The sequence below is a fragment of the Ignavibacteriales bacterium genome (genome assembly GCA_026390575.1).
Lineage (GTDB): Bacteria > Bacteroidota > Ignavibacteria > UBA10030 > UBA10030 > Fen-1298.
In genome coordinates this window covers 382,353-404,378 of sequence record JAPLFR010000009.1, presented here as the reverse complement: position 1 = coordinate 404,378, position 22,026 = coordinate 382,353, and the positions used below count along the sequence as shown (strand labels likewise).

General features: G+C 43.0%; 14 protein-coding genes. 1 reads left to right on the top strand and 13 read right to left on the bottom strand.

Annotated features, from left to right (window positions below):
- Window positions 1–220: 220 nt before the first annotated feature.
- Entirely contained in the window at window positions 221–1,174 is a 954-nt protein-coding gene (miaA, locus tag NTX44_10170) for a tRNA (adenosine(37)-N6)-dimethylallyltransferase MiaA (GenBank protein MCX6121972.1), read from the bottom strand.
- Between the two features lie 252 nt (window positions 1,175–1,426).
- Window positions 1,427–3,943, bottom strand: a complete 2,517-nt coding sequence (locus NTX44_10165; protein ID MCX6121971.1) for a glycoside hydrolase family 3 C-terminal domain-containing protein — start codon at window positions 3,941–3,943, stop codon at window positions 1,427–1,429.
- Window positions 3,944–4,332: 389 nt separating this feature from the next.
- On the opposite strand from NTX44_10165, the gene NTX44_10160 reads away from it, so the two are divergent.
- Window positions 4,333–6,126 (top strand): beta galactosidase jelly roll domain-containing protein, encoded by a 1,794-nt coding sequence (locus NTX44_10160; protein ID MCX6121970.1) that lies wholly within the window; start codon window positions 4,333–4,335, stop codon window positions 6,124–6,126.
- Between the two features lie 305 nt (window positions 6,127–6,431).
- On the opposite strand, the gene NTX44_10155 is transcribed toward NTX44_10160, so the two are convergent.
- The 11 genes from NTX44_10155 to NTX44_10105 form a co-directional block, all read right to left on the bottom strand.
- The gene (locus NTX44_10155) at window positions 6,432–7,034 is read right to left on the bottom strand and encodes a transposase (protein MCX6121969.1); all 603 of its coding nucleotides are present in this window, start codon (window positions 7,032–7,034) and stop codon (window positions 6,432–6,434) included.
- A 63-nt stretch (window positions 7,035–7,097) separates the two neighbouring features.
- Window positions 7,098–7,739, bottom strand: a complete 642-nt coding sequence (locus NTX44_10150; protein ID MCX6121968.1) for a protein-L-isoaspartate(D-aspartate) O-methyltransferase — start codon at window positions 7,737–7,739, stop codon at window positions 7,098–7,100.
- A complete protein-coding gene (locus NTX44_10145; protein MCX6121967.1) occupies window positions 7,736–8,419 on the bottom strand; it encodes a glycosyltransferase family 2 protein in 684 nt (227 codons plus the stop codon). The genes NTX44_10150 and NTX44_10145 overlap by 4 nt, the downstream gene beginning before the upstream one ends.
- A gap of 1 nt (window position 8,420) precedes the next feature.
- Window positions 8,421–9,272, bottom strand: coding sequence for a dihydropteroate synthase (folP, locus tag NTX44_10140; protein ID MCX6121966.1), 852 nt, complete (start codon window positions 9,270–9,272; stop codon window positions 8,421–8,423).
- Between the two features lie 317 nt (window positions 9,273–9,589).
- Entirely contained in the window at window positions 9,590–11,032 is a 1,443-nt protein-coding gene (locus NTX44_10135; GenBank protein ID MCX6121965.1) for a M28 family peptidase, read from the bottom strand.
- A gap of 217 nt (window positions 11,033–11,249) precedes the next feature.
- Entirely contained in the window at window positions 11,250–11,633 is a 384-nt protein-coding gene (locus NTX44_10130; protein MCX6121964.1) for a response regulator, read from the bottom strand.
- 148 nt (window positions 11,634–11,781) lie between these two features.
- A complete protein-coding gene (locus tag NTX44_10125) occupies window positions 11,782–12,345 on the bottom strand; it encodes an NUDIX hydrolase (GenBank protein MCX6121963.1) in 564 nt (187 codons plus the stop codon).
- A gap of 602 nt (window positions 12,346–12,947) precedes the next feature.
- Complete coding sequence (locus NTX44_10120; GenBank protein ID MCX6121962.1) at window positions 12,948–17,606, bottom strand: PAS domain S-box protein; 4,659 nt, start codon at window positions 17,604–17,606, stop codon at window positions 12,948–12,950.
- A gap of 95 nt (window positions 17,607–17,701) precedes the next feature.
- On the bottom strand, window positions 17,702–18,082 hold the full coding sequence (locus NTX44_10115) for a response regulator transcription factor (GenBank protein MCX6121961.1): 381 nt from the start codon (window positions 18,080–18,082) through the stop codon (window positions 17,702–17,704).
- 530 nt (window positions 18,083–18,612) lie between these two features.
- Window positions 18,613–19,245, bottom strand: a complete 633-nt coding sequence (locus NTX44_10110) for a response regulator transcription factor (GenBank protein ID MCX6121960.1) — start codon at window positions 19,243–19,245, stop codon at window positions 18,613–18,615.
- Between the two features lie 481 nt (window positions 19,246–19,726).
- A complete protein-coding gene (locus NTX44_10105) occupies window positions 19,727–21,340 on the bottom strand; it encodes a PAS domain S-box protein (GenBank protein MCX6121959.1) in 1,614 nt (537 codons plus the stop codon).
- Between the last annotated feature and the right edge of the window lie 686 nt (window positions 21,341–22,026).

The following is a 22,026-nucleotide window of genomic DNA, read 5'->3' as shown; positions in this document are numbered from 1 at the left end:
TTCCGATCTTGGCGCCGGAGGCGCCACGCGCTACCAGGCTACGCTACGCCCCGATGGACTAATATTATCTACATCATTCTAAATCACTTTTATCTTTTGAACCTCCGACCTTGGCGCCGCAGGCGCCACGCGCTACCAGGCGGAGTCTATCCCGCCAACGGCGGGACTACGCCCCGATGATAACTTGAACGATACAATATAGCAAACAGATGCAGGAAAATCAATTTGGAGAGGATGGGTCTTGATGAGCAGATTGAAAGTCTTTTTGTATGTGTTCCGCAATAACGTTCCAATTTGTTTCATCATTCAACGGAATCCATTGAATTCGTTTGTCTGCTCGAAACCACGTCAATTGCCGTTTGGCGAAATGGCGCGTATTTTGTTTGATCAGCCGGGTCATTTCTTCTTTCGTTATCTTCCCCTCGAAAAAATCGAACACTTCTTTGTAACCAACCGTGTTGAGCGCGTTTGCGCCGCGCGAATATCCTTTTTCGAGCAATCCGCGAACCTCCTCAATCAATCCGTTCTCTATCATCTCATCGACTCGTCGTTCAATTCGATGATAAAGCGCTTTTCGTTCCCATTGCAATCCAAATTGTACGGCTTCAAATGAATTTTTTGCTTCTTGAATTGAATGTAAATCGGAAATTGGTTTGCCGGTTGTATAATACACTTCCAAGGCGCGAATAACTCGCCGCACTTTCGTTGCATCCATCTTTCCCGCGGAAACTGGATCGATCTTTTTCAAACGTTCAAATAATTTCTCAGGCCCAAGCGCGTGTACTTCAGTTTCAAGCTGTTCGCGTATATCCGAATTTTTACCAGGTCCTTCAAAGAATCCATCGATGACGGCACGAACATACAAACCGGAACCACCGACAAGAATCGGCTGTTTGTTTTGCTTCAAAAGTTCTTCAATCTTCGCACGGGCTTGTTGGCCATATTCTCCGGCGTTGTAATATTGATCTGGATTAAGAATATTTATGAATTGGTGACCAACACGTTGAAGTTCTTCGGATGTCGGCTTCGCTGTACCAATATCAAGATACCGATAGATTTGCCGTGAGTCCGCTGAGATGATTTCTCCACCCAACTTTTCAGCGAGAAGAATCGAGAGCGCAGTTTTTCCCGATGCTGTTGGTCCGACGATAACAAGTAATAGTGGAAATGACATAGAATTATTGCATCTCTATCAACATGGACTTCATGCTTTATAATTAAATATGTTCATGTTTTGTCTACTGATCTTCGCTCGTTAAAATGGATAGTAAGTTACGTCATTGTGCGTTGTAATTCAAATTGCTCTCAAGAACGATTATATATTCAAGAATTTGATCGTTATTGATTGTAAAACATTTTCAAGAATAAACAAAAAGCCTCAGACATTCGCTGAGGCTTTTTTAATGAGAAAAACTATAGAAGACTGCTATTCAAGAATTATAATATTCTTTTTTACTCGGATATCTTTTGAGGAACTGCCAATGAGAATATTAAACTCGCCGGGCTCTATGACCCATTGTTTCTTATCTGGGTTATAGAAGTGAAACGCATTTTCATTCAACGTGAATTTTACTTCCTTGCTTTCTCCAGCTTTAAGCTGAACTTTTGAAAACGCCTTGAGTTCTTTTGGAGGCCTCGGCAAGGAAGCGACAGGATCATTTACATAAAGTTCTACAACCTCTGCACCATCAACCTTTCCTGTGTTTTTTACCGTGAGTGTGATCTCCACAGGATCGGTTATTTTGTACTGATCTTTATTTGCAATCAGATTGCTGTATTCGAACGTGGTGTACGAAAGTCCGAACCCGAAAGGAAATTGCGGATCGATGTTGTCTTTATCGAAATGCCTATATCCGAGAAAAACTCCTTCAGTGAATTTTACATGCTTATCACCATCGTCATCGTAATAACTATTGTACGTCGCATTATCTTCCCAGCGTTTCTCAAAACTTACCGGAAGTTTTCCGGATGGATTGGTTTTTCCAAAAAGAATTTCGGCAACGGCAAGGTTTCCTTCCTGTCCTGGATACCAAGCATGGATGAGCGCTTTCGTTTGCAGAAGCCATTGGTTCATATCGACATTCCCGCCGGCGTTCAGAACGACTATAATATCTTTTTTCGCTTTCATTACTTCCTGAATTAACTCCTGCTGCTGCATCGGCAGGGCAAATGTCCTGTCTGCATTTTCCCTCTCAGTTTCATTATTAAATCCAACGGAGAGAATAACGAGATCACTTTGTTCAGCAAGCTTGTACGCTTGCCGATATCTTTCTGCAGTTTTTTGTTTTGCTGATTTCTCGGTTTCATATCCCAGCCGGACAATACCATTGGCATGACGTTGCCATGTATGCAAAGAGATTTTATTTTCCTTTCCCGCCTCTAATTGGACGGTTGCAGAATGCACCGCTTCTTTGACATTGCTCCATGAGCCTACAATAACTGAATCATTGACAAAGAGTCTAAAACCAACATCTGATGATACAACAAAGCGATACTTTCCTGATTCCTCCACTTGAAGAAGTCCAGAACATTGAGCTGAAAAGTTATCCTTTGAAATGCCGTCTGGAATATTGTTGAATACGAGATTGCTGTTATCAACATGCTGTTTCTGATCCGGCTTCCCTTCCGGCCAGCGTTTAGCAAAGTATTCTATATTCAAGCCCGGGATTTTCTTTCCATCGGTCATGGAATAGAATTTACTTTGAGCATAAAATTCTACAGGAGGAAGATCTGTTTCGTAGATTCCGGATTCGAAAGTGACGCTTATGTCTTTCGGTGCAATACGCTGTAATGCTTCATAGAGTGAAAGGGGATGGAGCGGTTGGACAAGCGCGCTTCCCCCGCCTCCGGTGACGGCAGGATCACCATTCGGACCGATGAGCGCAATTCGTTTTATAGAATTTGACTGCAACGGAAGAATGTTTTTTTCATTCTTCAATAACACAATACCACCTCGCGCATCATCGAGCGATGTCGCACGCACGTCGTTAGAATCTAGTACAAATCCTTTGCTAATATCCGGATTTTCAAAATAACCGAATCGTTCATATTCCCGGAGAATGCGCCGGATTTTATCATCAATAGTTTTTTCCGACAATCTTCCATCTTTCAAGGCAGGAAGAAGTGTATCACGGCACATCCATTTTCCCGAAGGCATTTCCAGATCGAGTCCACCGTTCGCAGCAGCAACGCCGTCATACACCGAGGTCCAGTCCGACATAACAATTCCGTCAAACTTCCATTCATCTTTGAGAATTTTGTTGATCAAATAATCGTGCTGAGATGCATGAATACCGTTTACAAGGTTATACGACGTCATGACCGCAGCAGTATGCCCCTCTATGACCGAAGCTTGAAATGCAGGAAGGTAGATTTCGCGCATCGTCCGTTCATCCATGTCGGTTGAAATTCTGTGGCGATTATATTCCTGAAAATTTCCCATATAGTGCTTGGCAGTTGCCATAACACCTTCCTGTTGTATACCTTGAATAATCTGTACAGCAATCTTTCCGGCAAGAAAAGGATCTTCACCTAAGTATTCGAAGTTACGCCCATTCATGGGTGCGCGGTGGATATTCATAGCCGGGCAGAGCATGAAATGGTTATTCCGTGCACGCGATTCTTTCCCTATTGCATCTCCAACTCGACGAGCGAGCATCGTATCCCATGAAGCGGTAAGATTTATTGTTGCAGGATATGCGGTAGAGGGGCCATAATTTCGTACACCAACCGGGCCGTCGGCCATATTGGTTTGAGGGATTCCAAGCCGTGGAACGGAGCGAATGTGGAAATCCTGATATCCGCCGATGAAATCGATCTTTTCTTCGAGCGTCATCTTTCCGATGAGGTCTTCAATCTTTTTATCAGATGAAGCCGGTTGACCCGCCAGTGGAAGAGCAAAGAGAAATGTGAATGGTACAAAAAGGAATATGGAGATTTTCATGCTATCCCTTTGTAATTTGTGAGAATGAATGTAGAGTTCAAAATATTTGGATAGTATTGTAGTCATATTTCAGATTTATTCCAAGTAATTTTCTGCGGTTGGATGGAAATCTAGTGGCAATCAAAATTTTTTCTCATGTTTCTTCTGATGAAAACAGGCATGCACTCTTCTTTGCTGTATATAATTCACGCCGGTTGCGTAGAGAGAAAAAAAGATTATCTTAATGCTATTCTGTTTTGATGGAAAATTATCGTCTTCATTTTCATTTTGAGATTCTATGATTTTTTAGGAATCTAGACACCTAAGATTGATGCGTGTAGCACAGGTTTTCATTCTTCGAAATGTCTCGGCTGAAAACCAGGACATACTTTAGCAAAAGGAGAAAATGCATGAACAAAATCAAGATCACATTGCTTACTTTCCTTTTTTCAATTCAAGGTTACGCACAAGAATCTTTTATGACATTAGGTGAGCGAAAATCCATCAGCCTTGATGGAAGTTGGAATTATATTATCGATCCGTATGAAAATGGTTTTTACAATTATCGTTGGGAACCGAATCCGAATGGATTTTTCAAGAACGAAAAGTCTAAAAATAAATGGGACCACATTGAATACAATTTCGACATCTCTGATACTCTGACTGTTCCGGGTGACTGGAATTCACAGAGAAAAGAACTTTTCCTCTACGAAGGTACGATTTGGTACAAGAAATCATTTGATTTCAAAAAGAAAAACAACACACGTGTTTTCCTGCGCTTTGGCGCTGCAAACTATAGTGCGATCGTGTATCTTAACGGAGAAACACTTGGTCAACACGAAGGCGGATTTACGCCATTCAGTTTTGAAATAACAAATCTTGTCCGAGAGAAGGACAATTTCATCATCGTAAAGGTTGACAATAAACGCTGTGCCGAATGCGTTCCCACTCTGAACACGGACTGGTGGAACTATGGCGGATTGACACGGAGCGTGAGCATCATAGAGACTCCTGCAACATTCATCAGTGATGATGTTGTGCAATTGAAAAAAGAATCTGCAGGCGAAATATCCGGCTGGATACAGTTGAATGGTTCTCAACTTCATCAGAAAGTCAGCGTCGCTCTGCACGATGCAAACATTCGACGGCAATACAAAACAGATTCGAGCGGATTTGTGAAATTTTCATTTCCTGCTTCAGTGAAACTTTGGTCGCCGGAAAATCCGGTACTGCACGAAGTAATAGTTTCTTCTGAAACAGATACTCTTTCCAGTTTCATTGGATTCCGGACAATCGGAACGAAAGGAACACAAATACTTCTCAATGGCAAACCGGTTTTTCTAAGAGGTATATCCATTCATGAAGAAGCCCCTTTCCGGTCAGGACGGGCGAACAGTGTTCGAGATGCACGAACATTACTGGGGTGGGCAAAGGAATTGGGTTGCAATTTTGTTCGGCTGGCGCATTATCCGCATAATGAAAATATGGTAAAAGAAGCAGATAAGCTCGGATTGATGGTCTGGTCTGAAATTCCGGTTTATTGGACAATCCGATGGGAGAATGATCAGACATATAGAAACGCATCGCGGCAGCTCTCTGAAATGATTACACGTGACAGAAATCGGGTTTCGATCATTTGCTGGTCAGTTGCCAACGAAACGCCGTTGAGTACGCCGCGGTTGGAATTTCTCAAAAGCTTGATTCATCAAGCACGAGAGATGGATCCGACACGACTTTGTACTGCTGCGATGGAACGGCATTATATCGATACGGTGACACAAATGATTGACGATCCGCTTGGCGAATTTGTCGATGTGTTAGGATGTAATGAATACATCGGATGGTACGACGGGCTGCCGCAAAAAAACGATTTCATCCAGTGGAAAACAAGATTTGATAAGCCACTCATCATGAGCGAATTTGGAGGCAGCGCGCTCTTCGGATTTCATGCAGATTCGCTGACAGCGTGGAGTGAAGAATTTCAGGAGTCGTTGTACATACATCAGCTTGTCATGCTACGGAAGATTCCATTCTTGAGCGGGACGAGTCCATGGATTCTCATGGATTTTCGTTCGCCGCGCAGACAATTAACAGGAATCCAGGATTTTCGGAACAGGAAGGGTTTGCTTTCTGAAAAGGGCGAGAAAAAGAAAGCATTTTACGTACTTCAGAAATATTACAATGAACTCCAGCAGATTCGGTAAGTGAGTAAACACGACGACGAGCAAAACGATATCGGCTTAGCTGTGCCAATATCAAGGTAGCGATAGATATGCCGACAGGTAACCTTGTAGCCTTGCGAAGGATTTGGAACCTTCGCAAGGTTGTACACTATTATTGTTGATGGATTAAATGGATTAGGAAAATTCTATTCAAGACAGAAACCCTCTGGCTTATTATTTACTTTATCTTCTACAACTGTTGACTTGTCTATACTAAAATATGATGTATCAGACCATGTTGTAGCCTTTCCATCACTAGCACCAACAGCCTTCGCAAGGTTTAAGGCTCAATCCAAAAGGAAGCATTCAAATTTTTCATCAGTTTTTATCCGATGTTGTTCTTCCACAAACCTTTTGTATGTCTCACCATCGTCAAAATATAAATTTCTTAGTGATAAATCCGTAAATATTTTACCCTTGCGAAGGTCATTCGAACCTTCACAAGGTTTGTTGGGTTCGTCAGTCGAAATCCAGATATTGTAATCAGAAAACTCCCAATCATTAGGTTTACTCACTAATTGTGCTGCTACTGGATTAAGATGGATGTATGCGCAGAGTTGAACGGCATACAGATCGCTATCGACTTCGCGGGTTTTTGCCCTGCCCTCAAAAAGCGTTCCTGATCTGTGCTGCTCTTTGTTTAGTGCTTGTGTGTATGAATTAAAGAGAGTCTGGATACAACGCTGTACCGAACCCTTTAATGATTGCCGAAGCATAAAATGGTAATGATTTGGCATAAGGCAGTAAGCAAGAACCACGACTTTGTACTTTGTTGCGTACTTTTCTAATAGTCGAAGGCAATAACGATAATTTTCATGAAAAAAGAATATTTCCTCTTTGTTAGCTCCCCGGTTGTAGATATGGTAATATTTTTCAGATTCGTATTTCATATCTGTATTACCCTTGCGAAGGTTTTAGAACCTTCGCAAGGGTACACCTTCTGTGCTCGACCACTACTTCTCTTTCCAACCTTTTTTCCCGATAAGGGGAACAAATTTAAACCCAAGCGACTCCACCGATTCAAACTGATCACCCGAACGAGTTATTACTCGAATTGATTGGGTTTCTAAGTCTCCAACCGGAATCACAAGCCGCCCGCCGTCGGCAAGCTGGTCAAGTAACGGCTGAGGCACTTCCGGAGCTGCCGCTGTGACAACTATCCCATCGTACGGCGCATATTCATTCCATCCTACTGTTCCGTCTCCGCAGCGTGCCGCTACGTGGTACCCTAATTTTTCTAACAGCTTGCGTGCTTCTAATTGCAATTCCACATGCCGCTCGATGGTAAACACGCGGCATCCCATTTCAGCAAGAACGGCTGCTTGATAACCTGAACCGGTCCCAATCTCCAGCACTTTTGAATCCTTTCCGACTTGTAATCTCTCTGTTTGAAATGCTACTGTGTATGGCTGAGAAATTGTTTGTCCGTGTGCAATCGGCAGGGCACTATCGTCATACGCACGATTCATAAACGCCGGCAGAACAAATTGTTCACGCTCTACATTCCGCATCGCTTTCAAGAGTTGTTCATTCTTGATACCGCGCTGACGCAGCAGCTCAATCATTTCAGCTCGCTCTTTTTCAAATCGATTCATTCATAATTCCGGAGAATAACCTTGATAAAATTCACTGTTGTTGTCCAGTGTGTCATATAACTTTTTTCAACGCCATAGATCGTCTGCACAGGAACGAATTCTAATTTAAAGCCGCGCCGCGCCGCTTTAATCAGAAATTCTGTCTCTGCTTCATAGCCGGTCGTTTCGAGTTTAATGCAGTCGATAACGGATCGGCGCATCAGTCGAAAACCGCATTGACTATCTTTAATTTTCACTCCAGTTCGCAATCCTACCAGCGCTGATGTAATTGTGTTAGAAATTTTTCGGTGTATCGGCATTCGAGTTCCGATTTTTTCACGCCAGCCGATGACAATATCTGCGTTCGTTTTTTGTTGAACAAGAAGAAATTTTGGAACCTCCTCCGGCTGATGCTGTAAGTCGGCGTCCATCGTTATAATAAATTCAATGCCGGTTTGTTTGTTGAAGTAATCAAAGCCGGTCTGAAGTGCAGCGCCTTTGCCTCGATTCTTTTCATGCCGAAGAACAACTGCTCCAACGGAAGCTGCACCTTCATGCGTTTGGTCCGTCGAGCCGTCATCGACAACAACGATCTGCACCTCGCCAATCGCAGTACGCACCCGACGTACGAGTTCTGCCAGTGACCACTCTGCATTGAACGCTGGAATAAGAATCGCGATTGTTTTGGTTATGAATCCCATCTCAAGGTATTTCCGGCAGACCGGCAGATTTCAATGCATCGCTGACCATTGCCACACGTTTCATTTCTTTTACATCGTGCACGCGGATGATGTTGGTGCCGTTCAAAATAGATGCTGTGACTGCAGCGGCAGTCCCTTCCATTCGCTCGCTCGGCGGTAAATTCAAAATCGCGCCAAGAAATGATTTTTTTGATACTCCCACTAACAACGGATATCCAAGAGACGTTAAAGATTTTAATTCCTTGAGCAGCTGAATGTTGTGTTCATACTTTTTTCCAAACCCTATCCCTGGATCAACAATAATTTGTTTGATACCGGCTTTCACTGCCGCATCAACACGCTCCTGCAGGAACTGTTTTACCTCTTCGGTTACATTCTTATAACTCGGATTCAGCTGCATCGTTTTGGGTGTACCTTGAATATGCATTACTACAACGCTCGCTTTATGTTTCGCTACGATCGATGCCATCTTCCCGTCAAATGTCATCGCACTAATATCATTGATAATGACTGCTCCAGCTTGCAATGCAGCTTCCGCCACATCTGACTTGCAGGTATCGATAGAAATAGGAACGTCTACTTTTTTTGCCAGCGATTCGATAACTGGAATGACTCTCCGTATTTCTTCTTCTATCGAAACCGATTCTGAACCTGGTCTTGTTGATTCTCCGCCGACATCAATAAAATCCGCACCGTCTTCCGCTAGCTTCTTTCCATGTGCAATTGCCTGTTCGACATCCAGATAACGCCCGCCATCTGAAAACGAATCCGGTGTCACATTTAAGATTCCCATCACATGCGTTCGCGATGCAAGATCGTATTCAACCGCGCCAAAGCGATATCTGAAATTCATTTCCTATCCTGTAACGTAATTATGTAGCGTGATTCTTCTCTCTTGAGGAATACAATTCCTCCAATCTTTAAAAATAAATCAGGGAGATATCTGAAATCTATAATCCCTCTAGTTGCTAAACGCCGAAAGCGTTTAACGTTTGTAATACTAGATTTAAAAAAGAAATATACAACTCCAGTGGAGTTGAACACCTATGGTGTTCATATATTTAGATGTTTTCTATTTACAAACGTCCAGCTCCTGACAGAGATGACAAATATCTTTTATGATTCAATTATTTTCAAACTCAGCAATGAATAGCTTTCAGCAAACAGTTCTTACCATAGCAATCGCATGAGTGCAATGCCGACAGCTTTCACTCCCCAAATCATATTCGCCGGTTCCCTATCTGTGGTGAACACAGGGATATCCAACGATGAATGATAATACGGTGAATAGTCAATCGTTACAGAATCGGGATTTCCTTTCCATGCCTTCGACAACCATCCTCGCGTTTGCCGCATGGATTTAGGTTCATTCCATGCCGCCGTGAAAACTGTAATCGATGGAATATTTTCTTCAGACACATCTAAATAATCAAGATACTTAGGCAGAAAGACATAGGAATCAGTACCGCCTTGAGATGGATTCGTCGTTGCTTCTTTCCAAAATCCATTTCTCCCAACATATTCCTCGCCGATTTTTTCAAAGAGCTTTAACAAGTTGTAATTGTGCGGTACATCGTTCCCTTCAAAGTAGAGACACTTCCGCGTTTTTCCAATTCCAATTTCATCATAGTTGATGACACCACGGATATTTTTTAATTCCTTTGCATGCTGTGTAATATACTTGCCTGCCGAATAATATTCACTTCCCCATACAACAAACCGAATGCTGTGCTTCGGTAACGGAAGAGTTTTATGATTCACCAAGACCTTGAGAATGCGTGCCACTTCTAATACTCCCGATTCTCCAGAGGCATTATCATCTGCGCCGGGACCGCCGGAATCGGAATCACCATGGGCACAGACGATATAATATTCATCCGTTTGTCCTTGAAGCGTTGCAACGACCGTTTTCGGATTCCCCTGCGCTATCGTTGTCCTGCATGAATATTTTATTGAAACATATATTCCTTTCGCTAGTTCTTCGCGCAGCCGCTGACCGGCTATATTAGGAATGTCGAAAACGGGAATTGGGTTCTTATTAGATTCCTTGAGAGTAGAAATCATGGCCCAATTGGAATATGCCGATGAACTTACACGTACATAACTTAAGATGCAGCGCGCTCCTGCATCGACTAATTTATCGTACATTGTTTCGGATGGATGTTGATCTATCAGTACAGCACCTTTGCCAATCATTTCCTCGTCAATATCACGAATGGACTTTATGAACGTCAGACGAACAGTATCCTGCTTTGCAGAAGGCGAATATCCTGCAAGCCATTCATGTTGAATAAGCCCGCTGAGTCGTTCCGGCTGTTCAATTCTCAAATCCCAGTCATCGTTGGAGTACACAAGCTTTTGAGGATCTCTCACCATATCCGGTTTGAAACCATAACTTTTAAATTTATTGAACACAAACGACGCTGCTTTGTCCCCTGATTTTGTTCCGCCAAGCCGATTACCGCATTTCACCAAATCGCGTACGGTTTGTTGAAGGCGTTTTTGTGAAACCTTGGAAACGAATTTTGTTTCACTTGATGATTGCGCTTGAAGTAGTGAAATCGCACTTACACAGAATATGATTGCAGAAACAAACCAGCGTTGATGTGCCATTGAGTAAGAACCGAAAATGTCGAAGGAAAAAGTTTGCTGTGCAATAATACCGAAATCTTCCGAGAGGAGCAATGGAGCGTAAAATAATTTAAAATGAAGGGTTTATGAAGAGATGAAAGAAACTTTACATAACGTGTTTCTCACTATCCTTGCAATACATTTTCTTCACGGGGTGAGGAGAATCGATAGTGAAAAATCCCTGAAACGATGGGATGCATCAAACGTTCAGCATTCCCTGAACAATTTTAGGCATATCATCTGGAGGGAATGATACTTTATCCATAATTTTTGTGCGCCCGAGCGCTTTGTTGCTGACCTGTAATAATTCCGAAGGATAATTTGTTATGAGCAATGCGGGAATGTCAATGCCTTGGTTGCGCGCCGATCGAATAATCGCAATTCCATTGGTACCAGGCAGAAGGTAGTCACAGATCATGATATCGAACCTTTCCTGCAAGAGTTTCTTGATTGCCGAATCCCCATCGATACAGAAGGAACAATTAAATCCCGCCCTGCGCAATGTTGACATCAGTACTGATCGATACACATGATCATCTTCTATAATGAGAATTCTTTTTTCTTTTTGTTGAGCGTTGATCATCTTGATAACATCCCTGTAGTAAACTCACATAGTGTACAAAAAAAATGCTGATTTACAAAATCAATCTATATCATTTTCTCCTTCTCTTCACCTTTTTACTCCTAACTTCAAATATATCAGGCGTTTCTGTTCTGTATTATTTATCGCATCAGAAAAAGTCAGAACGCTGCATTCGCTTCAAATAGAGCAATCCCATAGCAACTATTGTAACCCAGCCCTGCACCTTGACGTCACCTTGAAATAATTTTTGTTCGACTTCTTCGATTGTGAATTCTACAAGCTCCATCTCTTCTAGATCGTCTATAATCGGCTCCCCCACCTTGTGCGTATCAAGCGCAATGAAGAGATGCCCTTTGCCTCCACCGTGATTACCGTTCACGGGAAAGCTGCCTAAAGGGATCCATTGTAAAGCCTCGCAACCCATCTCTTCCCGCAGCTCTCGCTGTGCTGCAGCAAGCGCATCTTCCCCTGGCTCAAGATATCCGCCAATGGGAGCAAGGGAAGTCCCATCGACAGCGTATTTTATCTGATGAAAAAGTAAAATTGTATTCCGGTCAGTCACGGGAAGAACAAGAACATAATCAGGTGAAATAATCCATGGCCAATCTTTTATGACTTTACCATCCGGCAATTCAATGGTATGTTGTTCTATTCGTAAGAACTTGTTGAAATCAAGAATTGTCGTTTTTTCAAGAGTTTTCCATTGATGCATAAAATGTCCGATGTATAAAAGAATTCACACCTATAAGTGAAGGTATCATTAATTTTCTAATAAAACGATCACCACCTACACTATATCAACCTATAAATCACAAATAAAAAGTCCGGCACCGTTCCGTTAGCATCAAGGAATAATGTAGGACTTATATTTACTGAAAACTGATAACTTACAACTGATAACTGATTACTTTAGCTTCAGATTCCGTTCGTTGATCCTTCCCCAATGCAGATATGCTTTGTGGCTAACGTCGTCCTGTCCGCTCGACAAGTCCGTTCGACAGCCGGAGGCTTAAAATTGAATCACGCAAAGCGTGATACATTATCAGGCTTCCAGCTGTCGGAATCGACGATCGCAGTCTGACGACCATTTTGCCCGCCAGAACACGTAGCGGGCTGGTTGGGCGGATGGCTCGGTCTTTCGCCTTCCACAATCATTCGCCTATATTTCATTTCTAAGCTACCCTTGGAAGGTTTCTCGGCTTATACTCTGTAACCTTCCGAAGGGCTGGAAGTGGCAAAGCCATGCCTTTGGCACCTGATAATGGAACACGCACAGCGTGTTTCTACTTTATCACTTCCCACAGGTTACGCGGATCACTTCTCATCCAGCACTTCCCGTGTTAATTTCAGAATTTCTTCGAAAGTGTACGGTTTCAAGATAAATTTTTTCACACCGGCTTTGAGAAGTTCCGATTTCATTTCAGGGTCAAGAAAACCAGTCGCAACGATGATCTTTACGTCCGGATTGATCTTCTTAATGAGATTAATTTCTTCCACACCGGTCATTCCGGGTAATCCGAGATCGGTAAACACCATGCTGATTTCCTTCTGCCGTTCCCTATAAATTTTCACGGCTTCTGGACCATCTGCAGCAGAAAGGACTGTGTACCCTTTGGCAGCAAGTGATATCTGGATAAACGCCATCAGCGTTTCTTCATCTTCTACTACTAACACTGTTTCTGTCCCGCCTGGAATTTCTTTTACATTTTCTTGGATGTCTGTTGGTGCCGGCATGATAGCTGACGGCACGGGTAAATACAATCGGAATGTTGTGCCCTTTCCAAGTTCACTTTCCACCTCAACAAATCCTTTATGGGTTTTTACAACACCAAATACCACTGCCAATCCTAAACCGGTTCCCTTTCCTTTCTCTTTTGTTGTGAAGAACGGCTCAAAGATTTTTTGTTGGATCTCGTCGGTTATTCCTTCACCGGTATCGCCAACCTCGATGCAGACATAACTGCTCGCAAGAACATCCGGATGCTGATTACGTAAACTTATACCGGATACCATGCGAGTATTGATGGTAAGAACACCGCCGCTTGACATCGCATCACGTGCATTCACACAAAGATTCAGTAATGCTTGATGCAACTGTGAGCGATCTGCAATTATGAAAGGAATTGCGTTATCACAATTCTGCGAATAGGTAAGAACCTTGGGGAACGTTTCTTGGATCATCGTCATGATTTCCACAACAAGATCATTCACATCTACTGGGCTGAATTCCGTTTCCGATTTTCTGGCAAATGTCAATATCTGCTTGACAAGTGTTTTGCCGCGGTCCACGGCTGTTATGATAGTATCAACAGCGAGGGCTAACTTCTTTGCATCATCTTTAAACCGCTTGATGCTTGTGATGAATGCCAGTATGATTCCAAGAATATTATTAAAATCATGCGCGATCCCTCCGGCAAGCGTTCCCAAACTCTCCAACTTTTGCATTTGCCGTATTTGATCTTCTAACAGCTTACGCTCTGTGATATTTTCGACTGTTCCATCGTAATACAGAGTTTTGCCTTGAGAATTGCGGATCGCCCGGGCACTTTCCAGTATAAATATGACAGTGCCATCCTGTCGAATCCATTTTGAATCATAACCATTGACCTCGCCTTCTCTTTCGATCTTTTCAAGAAATTCTTTACGTTGAGAAGTTGAATCGAAACCGTTTTGTTCAAGGTTCCTTTCAACAATTTTTTCAAAAGATTCAAAACCAAGCATTTTTACTAATGCCGGATTTGCCAACAGTATTTTTCCATCGGGGGTCGTTCTATAAAGACCGATAGTGGCATTCTCGTAGAGTGAACGAAAACGCAACTCACTTTCCTGTAGCGCTTCCTCTGCCCGTTTGCGCTCGGTAATATCACGATCGATGCTAATCGTGTATCTTTTTTCTTTTACGGTCAATGGCACAGCTGTGTATTCAACAATATTATCTTTTCCATCGGGCCGAATCCAGCTAAAGCGTCCAGCGAAAATAATACCATGCCCAATAGAATATGTATTATCTTCGCTCAATGACTTCGCGATATTCTGCGTGTTTCCGAGTTTCAGTAATTCTTCACGACTACGCCCTGCCATCTGAGCATAGTGCTCATTACAATCTATAAGCCGCCGCTGAATTGGATCGTCGGCTTCCTCAAAGATACAGAGACCATCAAAAACATTCTCAAAAACCAAGCGAAGTTTTTGTTCAGACTCCTGTAGCGCTTCCTCCGCCTGCTTGCGCTCGGTGATGTCCTGTCCATGAGTAATGGTGGCAATTATTGTTTTACTATCTGCAGAATAAATATTTGCTGTATTCCATAAGACAGTGCGAACACTCCCATCCTTACAGCGAACAGGCATCTCGACAGATATCAGGTTTTTTCCGTTTGATATCCTTGAAATAAGAGTTGATATTTCTTTTCGCTTATCATAAGAAAAAAGCATTACCGGATTCTTACCAAGAACATCGTACATAGTATATTTCGTTAACCGTTCAAATGCCAGATTGAACTTAGTGATCTTGTTATTATTGTCCCAAACCATTATTGGCGCATTAGCAAAACTAAGCAGGTTTTCAAGATAGTCCGTGGTTTCCCGTAACGCTTCCTCCGCTCGCTTGCGCTCGGTGATATCGTGCATGCTGCCTATGATTTTTTCAGGTCGCCCTTCAGCATCAAATTTAATCGTTGCAGAAATGGAACAAGGGATAAACGAACCATCCCGGTTCTTAAGTCGGACTTCGAAATCAGTGACACTGCCTGTTTTCTGAATCGCTGCTAGAAGTGTATCGCGGTCATTGGTGTTAGGATAGAATTCGTACATCGATTTCCCTATTAAATCCGTCCGATTGTATTGTCCCTTCGAAATAAGCTTGACAGATGGACTGACTTCAAGTATTGTGCCATCTAGCAAAGTTTCATAATACACATCCTGCACATTTTCAAAAATAGAACGATACTTTTCTCCACTCTTTTTTAGTTCTTCTTCTGCCCGTTTGCGTTCGGTGATATCAGTGGCAATTCCCACGAACGCGATATCTTGTCCCTTCTCATCTCGAACAAAGGATGTCGAGAGAGAAACCGGGAATTCGCGGCCGTCCTTCGTCCGATTCATTATCTCACCGCTCCAACCTCCAGCCAATGTCGCTGCGTGAATACCGGAAGCAGCAATGGGAGGATTGTTTGGTGACCGCACTACATTGATGTTCTTTCCCAGAATTTCGTTTTCGGTATAACCATACGTTTTCAGAAATGCGTTGTTGACGAAGAGAACAATATCATTCAAATCCGTTATACTTACACACTCGGCGACACTTTTCAGTGTATGGGCAAGAAGGGTGATCTGTTTCTCTGCCCGTTTGCGTTCGGTGATGTCGTCAGAGATGCCTAATAAGTATTTCGTGACACCATCAGTGCCCTTGATACAGATCTTCCTGGTATGCAACAGCCGCTGGCCTTTCTTGGCTGTCATGATGGGTTCTTCCGGGATGTCCAGCATGCCGGTTTCTCCATCGAGGACTTCTCGGTCCTTAGCCATGAAATGAGCCGCTTGCTCGGGAGGGAAAAGGTCTAGGTTGTTCTTTCCGAGCAAATCTTTTCGGTCATAGCCCAGAAGCTCCTCGCCAGCGCGATTGAATACGACAAACCTCAGGTCTGTTGCCTCTTTGAGGAAAATCATGAGCGGGACATTTTCCACAACCGCTTCGATGAGTGCGTTCGATTCCTTCAGTTCCTCCTCCGATTGCTTGCGTTCGGTGATGTCATGGAAATTAATAAGTAAATATTTTTTCTCGGCAATTGTGAGAATGGCAGGACGAAGATCTGTAAAAAAAATACTTCCCTCTTTGCGCTTAAATCTAATATCACTGCGAAGACCCTCTTCTCCTTTGCTAAACTTCCCGATCTGGTCGTTTATAAAAGCCAGATCCTCACTGGGATGTATATCGTCGATATCCAGATTCAAAAATTCTTCTTGAGTATAGCCCAGCATTTTCATACACATAGCATTACACATGAAGAATTTTCGAGCGTTCAGGTCAACAAGAAACATCCCGTCGCTCGCGTTGTTGAAAATAGCCCGGAACTTACCTTCTGACTTTTTTAACTCCTCCTCCGCCTGTTTGCGTTTGGTGACGTCACGCGAGACTACCACGACCTTGATCGTGTTTCCATTCTCATCGCGAATCACGCTCCCCTGTGACTCGATGTAACGAACGGAGCCATCTTCGAGCAAGAACCGATACTCCGAGCGCTGTCCGATTCCTGTTCTTACCGTTTCCTGAAATATGCGCCTAATCTTTTCCCGGTCTTCGGGATGTATCTCTTGAAAGGAATCTGTTCCTCGAAGCGATTCCGGATCGCCAAGTATGGATTTGTACGATGGGCTGCTATAGATTCTCTTTCCCTCAAGATCAAGTACGGCGATGAGGTCGGTGGCATTTTCTGCAATGAGTCGAAATCGCTCTTCACTCTGTCGAAGCTGTTCTTCCGCCCGCTTGCGTGCGGTATTGTCGCGGATATTGCACTGAATAAATTTTACCTTGTCAACTAAAATGACCTCTGTATCTATAGTGAGGCCCGCTTTGTTTTTTACAGATATGTTGTTGTAATACACTACGCCATCTTTTTCCAATCTTGACAACGCCTCTTGAAAGTCTTTATCATCTTTCACAACTCCGATTCCCCAGAGTTTATTTTTCGAGAACTCCTCTTTTGAATAACCCAGCAATTTCTGGGCATATGCGTTAGCATTAAGAATGTCACCTTGTGATCTATGAACAACCAATAATCCATCCTGCGATGTTTCAAAGGCGCCGCGATAATAATCCTCGGAAGCATCCGATTCTTCTTGTAATCGCATACCTTCGGTGATGTCCTGTTGAGTGTGCTTATATTTCTCCCGCAGGGTTTCCATTTTATTCACTTTCCTGCGAATAGATTCCAATTCTTTAATCAGTTCGTTCTTCGTTTTCCGATCACCCTTCATATATCTTCCCCTCCTCCGATGGTACTGTGTTTTACATATTCAGACTCTATCACAAACGCTGCCGATCTAAGAACAAAACCGATTGTGACCCATCATTACGCTGCAGACATGTCGCATAACGACGCTAACCTTTCGATCACTTCAATCGCTTGTTCGAACTCAGTTGTTTTATCAAAGAAATATTCGACGCCGAGTTGCTTGCATAATTCTCTATGAGGGATAGTTGCAAAGCTTGTAAGCACAAGCACTGTCGTAGACAAGTTATTTTTCTTGATATTCCTTATCACATCGAAACCATTTACTTTTGGCATACGCAGATCGAGAATAACCAGATCCGGTTTCAATTTCTGAATTGATGTAATCGCATCCTCGCCGTCGCTCGCCACGCCAACAACTTTGGCATTGTGAATTTGGGAAACCATTTTGACAAGTCGATTCAGTATGACAGAAGAATCATCTGCAATGAATATTCGCATGAACGTCACCTCTTTTGTTAACAATAGCTTACACGAATGTAACATCAAGCGGTATAGTAAAAAATGTGATTTTCCTGTCGTATTATTAACAATGGGCTAAAGTAGTTTTATATGATTGGTTCTTGCTATTAACGTGAGAAACGAAAGAAGATAGGTCGAGGTGAATGAAAAGCTAATGAGAAGTATAGAATTAGCAGATTCGGTTCAAGTCATATATATGTACAGTACATGACGTGGGGTATTCAAGCCGGTACTCTCAATATCCTTTCGAATCCCGCACAACCGGGAGTAGAGTCCGACTCGTAGTCGGACACATATTAGTCCCTCTATTTTTCGTCCAGCTACGAGCTGGACTCTACAGGCATATCTATCGGCAACTCGGGATCGTCGAAAGGACAAGAGAAGCTAGAGATCAATCTTTCCTCTTATCAAGATTCCCTGCCCCCCGGCTTGACCGTTGGAACAAAGTGCAGGTACCTGTAACACACAGGCGGGCCTCCTAACACACATTGAATATATTGCTATGTCAATTATTCGCTCAGATGGTTTTCGAACAAGTAGCGAACAAGTTCTGCGTTTGTTCTCAAGTGCATTTTTTCCAGAATATGCAATCGATGGGTGTTTACAGTACTCACACTTAAGTTTAACTCTTCAGCAATCTGCGTAACAGTTATCCCGGAACCAATTAAAAGCAGAATTTGAAATTCTCTATCAGAAAGACTCTTATGTGTGGGTTGTTTTTGGTCGTCCTGAAGATAATCGGTTAGTTCCTGCTTAAGCGTTAGACTGACGTATTGTTTCCCTGCCATCACAGTCCGAATTGCCAAAAACAGCTCATCTGCTGCGCCGTTTTTTGTAATGTACCCATCAGCGCCATCCTTCATAGCGCGGAGTGCATACCGCTCCTCCGGATACAGACTCAATATAATTACATGCATCTTGGGATGTCGAGCTTTCACTTCTTTCAAGACGTCAAGTCCGCTTTTGTCGGGAAGAGCAATGTCCAGTAAAAGTACATCACATTGGCATTTATCTAACTTATCCAGTGCCTCGTTGCCGCACTGTGCTTCGCCGACGATTGTAAGATCAAATTCTGTACATAGAATTTTTTTCAATCCCTCGCGGATAAGAACATGATCGTCGACAATGAAGATTTTTGTCATAGCTTCATATTTCCTATGTATCTTTTTCCATTATTTCTGTGGTGTCGGGAATTTGTTCCCGACACTCCTGCAAGTCACTTTGCAACTGAGGTTGGCCAAAAAGTGTACAAATAACGGTAGTCGAAACCTTCAGGTTTCGTTTTCAGATAATAAATGAAGACGAAAGTCTTCGACTACCAAGTTTTCGGTACTTTTTGGACAACCCCAGCATTTTTTTGTTTTCGTGGCGTCAGGAGTTTGCTCCTGATGCACCAAACAGCATACCACCTCAACAAAATTCCGGAAAATCTCTTTGACCGACAAGAAGCCTGCCTGCGTTTCACTACGGCAAACAAGCCCGCCACAAAACACGGCAGGTAAGTAAATCCGGACGGCACTCATAGTGATATTGGTTTCAGGAGTTACCTCTTGGCACACATAACAGCATCCTATATTACTCTACTCTTTTATTACTCCCCTTCTCTCCTGACGACACAATTGACTATAAAGGCAGCCGGACTATTATTGTTGTTCCTTCATCGGCAATTCCACTGATTTTGAGTTGCCCGCCAAGAGCCAGGGCGCGTTCGCGCATGCCAATAAGACCAAACGAATTGGCTTTTGACTGTTCATTAAGTGTAATTCCACGCCCATTATCTTTAATTTCAAAGACAAGCATTTCATCATCCCTTCGAAGAGCACTTTTCACAATGGTAGCATGAGCGTGGCGTAAAATATTTGTAAGGACTTCTTGATAGATTCGAAAAAGAGCAATGGATTTTTTAGAATCGATTTGAATATCTCCTGCAGATGATTGGAACTCACAGGAAATACCCGTGCGCGATTCAAACCCCTCTGTTTCCCATTCGAGAGCCGCCAGAAGCCCTAGGTCATCAAGCATTTGCGGACGCAGATCGGCTATTATTTCCCAGATTAACCGACTCATTTCATCTATAAGCTTTTTTGCAGATTTCAGTTCTCCAGCAATGTATGGACGGGAAATATCCTGCTTTTCGTCAGAGATTGTACGCAGCAAGAGTGACAAGTCCATTTTCAACGCAGTCATTGATTGTCCAAGCCGGTCATGAAATTCCCGGGCTAAATGATTCCGTTCTTCTTCACGGATATTCTGCAAATGATCGGCAAGCATGTGAAGCTCTTTATGGGATTTGTTGATCTCCTCCTCCGCCCGCTTACGTTCGGTTATGTCTTGGTTAACTACAATTGCACCTTGAATATTTCCGAGGGCATCGAGAACCGGGGCAGTGTAATTGAGAATCGTTTTCTTTCTGCCGTCGAAAGCATCTATCTCCAGCAGTTCGTCAACAATCGTCACTTTATCCATGATGGTGTGCGCCAGCGCCCAGTCATCCGGTGCCAATTCTTCTCCGGACGGAAGTCGTCGACCCTTGAATACTCCGTATTCGGACGGGGTCACTTTAGGCTCTGCACCCCATATCTTCACTCCTGCAGGATTCCCGCGCAGGAGCTTTCCATCTTTGTCGGCAAACCAGAGCCCCACAGGAAGTATGTCAAAGACCTTCTGCAGAATGCTTTCGCGATTTCTTAGTTCTTCCTCTGCCCGCTTACGCTCGGTGATATCAGTAAAGAGGACACCCACTCTTTGACTTCCATCCCCGCCGATGCGGAAGGCAAACACATCATAATACCTCTGCATCGCAATGGCTGGGTTCTCAAAACGAATGGCTTCGCCCGTTCGGGCCACTTTCCCATAGATTTCAAACCAATGTGCGTCATGATTGGGAACCATCTGACGGATCGTCTTTCCTAATGCTTGTTGGAGCCCTGTATGTTTCTCGAACGCCTGATTGATTTCCACAAAACGGTAGTCAACCGCCATACCGTCTGGGTCATAAAGCATTTCGACAACGCAAAAGCCTTCATCTATTTTCTCGAACAGGCTGCGATACCGTTCCTCGCTTTCTCGCAATGCCTTCTCTGCTTGCTTGCCTGCCTGTTCGGCAGACAGGCGTTCGGTGATATCCTGTTGAGTGTGCTTCCGTTTCTCCAGCAGATTTTCCAATTTCTTCACTTTCCTACGAACAGATTCCAATTCTTTAATCAGTTCGTTCTTCGTTTTCCGATCACTCTTCATACATCGTGTCCTCCCGTTTGGAGTTTAGTTCGAGACACTGTGACCATATCATAAGAAAGGTAGACGAAAATCAGGAGGAAAACATATCCGAAGCGGTGTCTTTTGTGGTTAGCATTTTTCATGGATGGAATCCTTTAACTTAGCACGTCTGAAGGTTACATATAAAAACATAAATGCCCTGCCTCGATGCTATAGGTTGACCGATGCAGGACAAATATTCTTGGAAAAGTAAACTTGAAATTAAATGCGTTGAAATTATTCTTCGCCAATGCGATGGAGCACAAGTCAACAACCTGATAAAGACTAGTTTTGAATGCATACTCCTCCACTTTTTAAAACCAGTACATGTAGTTCCAAGCTGCCGTAATTCTTCGATCGCTTGTTAAAGAGAGAGAATCCGTCCCTGTAAAAATCCGCAAAATCTCTCTCAGATTTCCAATAAAACATACCGATGATTATACGAATCAGGAATAGTCCAAAAGGATGAAAAAAGGATTAATTCTTTTGGAAGAGCCGAATATTTGACAATAGACTGAACGGAATCTGCGATAGTTCAAATTATGGCAAAATTGAGGATAAAGACTCGAGAGAAACAAATTCTATGATGGTTAAATATGAAGTCAGAACTGCACACAACAAAGCTTGATTCTTTGTCTACAGAACCGGGCTTTTATGATGATTGAAAA

Bases quoted from the DNA above. Each gene is read 5' to 3' on its own strand.
- NTX44_10125 (MCX6121963.1), bottom strand. From the start codon at position 12,345: ATGCATCAATGGAAAACTCTTGAAAAAACGACAATTCTTGATTTCAAC.
- NTX44_10130 (MCX6121964.1), bottom strand. From the start codon at position 11,633: ATGATCAACGCTCAACAAAAAGAAAAAAGAATTCTCATTATAGAAGAT.
- folP (MCX6121966.1), bottom strand. From the start codon at position 9,272: ATGAATTTCAGATATCGCTTTGGCGCGGTTGAATACGATCTTGCATCG.
- NTX44_10155 (MCX6121969.1), bottom strand. From the start codon at position 7,034: ATGAAATACGAATCTGAAAAATATTACCATATCTACAACCGGGGAGCT.
- NTX44_10115 (MCX6121961.1), bottom strand. From the start codon at position 18,082: ATGCGAATATTCATTGCAGATGATTCTTCTGTCATACTGAATCGACTT.
- miaA (MCX6121972.1), bottom strand. From the start codon at position 1,174: ATGTCATTTCCACTATTACTTGTTATCGTCGGACCAACAGCATCGGGA.
- NTX44_10150 (MCX6121968.1), bottom strand. From the start codon at position 7,739: ATGAATCGATTTGAAAAAGAGCGAGCTGAAATGATTGAGCTGCTGCGT.
- NTX44_10120 (MCX6121962.1), bottom strand. From the start codon at position 17,606: ATGAAGGGTGATCGGAAAACGAAGAACGAACTGATTAAAGAATTGGAA.
- NTX44_10160 (MCX6121970.1), top strand. From the start codon at position 4,333: ATGAACAAAATCAAGATCACATTGCTTACTTTCCTTTTTTCAATTCAA.
- NTX44_10110 (MCX6121960.1), bottom strand. From the start codon at position 19,245: ATGACAAAAATCTTCATTGTCGACGATCATGTTCTTATCCGCGAGGGA.
- NTX44_10145 (MCX6121967.1), bottom strand. From the start codon at position 8,419: ATGGGATTCATAACCAAAACAATCGCGATTCTTATTCCAGCGTTCAAT.
- NTX44_10165 (MCX6121971.1), bottom strand. From the start codon at position 3,943: ATGAAAATCTCCATATTCCTTTTTGTACCATTCACATTTCTCTTTGCT.
- NTX44_10105 (MCX6121959.1), bottom strand. From the start codon at position 21,340: ATGAAGAGTGATCGGAAAACGAAGAACGAACTGATTAAAGAATTGGAA.
- NTX44_10135 (MCX6121965.1), bottom strand. From the start codon at position 11,032: ATGGCACATCAACGCTGGTTTGTTTCTGCAATCATATTCTGTGTAAGT.